Annotated in this window: 2 protein-coding genes and 1 pseudogene; 2 read left to right on the forward strand and 1 reads right to left on the reverse strand. The window is 57.6% G+C overall.

Features of this window, described 5'->3' with window-relative positions; genetic code table 11:
- Positions 1–284 (reverse strand): annotated as a pseudogene (locus tag AWB68_RS45400) (hypothetical protein); the annotation flags it as partial.
- Between the two features lie 224 nt (positions 285–508).
- On the opposite strand from AWB68_RS45400, the gene AWB68_RS45405 reads away from it, so the two are divergent.
- Positions 509–799 carry a UxaA family hydrolase gene (locus AWB68_RS45405; RefSeq protein WP_087650503.1) on the forward strand — a complete coding sequence of 97 codons (291 nt, stop codon included), beginning with the start codon at positions 509–511 and terminating at the stop codon, positions 797–799.
- 4 nt (positions 800–803) lie between these two features.
- The coding region (locus AWB68_RS47940; RefSeq protein ID WP_200828992.1) for a UxaA family hydrolase at positions 804–950 on the forward strand (147 nt) is incomplete at its 3' end.

The following is a 950-nucleotide window of genomic DNA, read 5'->3' on the forward strand; positions in this document are numbered from 1 at the left end:
ACCGGCCCCTCGACTTTCGGGCGCCCAACGTGGAGCACATCGCCGAGCGGGCAGAACGTAGCGCGAAACGTACCGTCGGATTGCGGAGCCAGATACACACCAGGCTGCATCGGAAAGACATCATCGCTCGCCGTGATCGCCGCGAGGTGCAAAGCCGCATTCACCGCGTGGGTCCCGGCCGTCATGCCGGCCCAGAACCACAACTCGAAGTCTTGCAGCTGATCGAACCGCCCGCGCAACGACTCGAGTCTGGCGATCTTCTCGAGATGGGACTCCACATTCATGTTCAGTTCTCCTCGCCCGTGATGGCAACTTGCCTCCATTGCAGTCAACGATAGTCGCCGCCCCGGCACGTGTCAATAACTTCTATATAGGACAGTGGTAAATACCTATATAGGAGTTGGCGCGCTCAGCCTATTCTATTTACCATGGATACAAGGATTTGCTGCGTTGACGGATCCCAGGTTTCTGTCCTAGAGTATTCATAACCTATATAGGAGTTAAACAAATGTCTCGCGCCATCGTGCTTCATGCCTCAGACAATGTGGCAACGCTGCTTGACCCTGGACAGGAAGGGGAAACCTGCATCCTGCAGGGAGAACGATCCGGCCAGGTGACCCTGATGCAGGACGTCCCATTCGGTCACAAGGTTTGTATCGCGCCTGCCTCCGCCGGTACCAACGTGCTGAAGTACGGCCAGGTCATCGGCACCGCCCGCCGCGCACTCAGGGTGGGCGAGCACACCCACGTTCACAACGTTGATTCCACCCGCGGTCGCGGTGATCTGAATACGAGGTAATTACGTGATGAAAACATTTCTTGGCTATCGGCGCGACAACGGCGCTGTCGGTGTGCGCAACTGGGTGGCGGTCATTTCCGTCATGGATAACTGCAATCCGGTCACCCGCACGATTAGTGAAGCGGTCGGCGGCACCATCCCGATCACGACC

Origin of the sequence: Caballeronia choica (genome assembly GCF_001544535.1) — a bacterium.
GTDB lineage: Bacteria > Pseudomonadota > Gammaproteobacteria > Burkholderiales > Burkholderiaceae > Caballeronia > Caballeronia choica.

Excerpts from the sequence above, each read along its gene's own strand:
- AWB68_RS45405 (WP_087650503.1), top strand. The coding sequence starts at position 509 with ATGTCTCGCGCCATCGTGCTTCATGCCTCAGACAATGTGGCAACGCTG.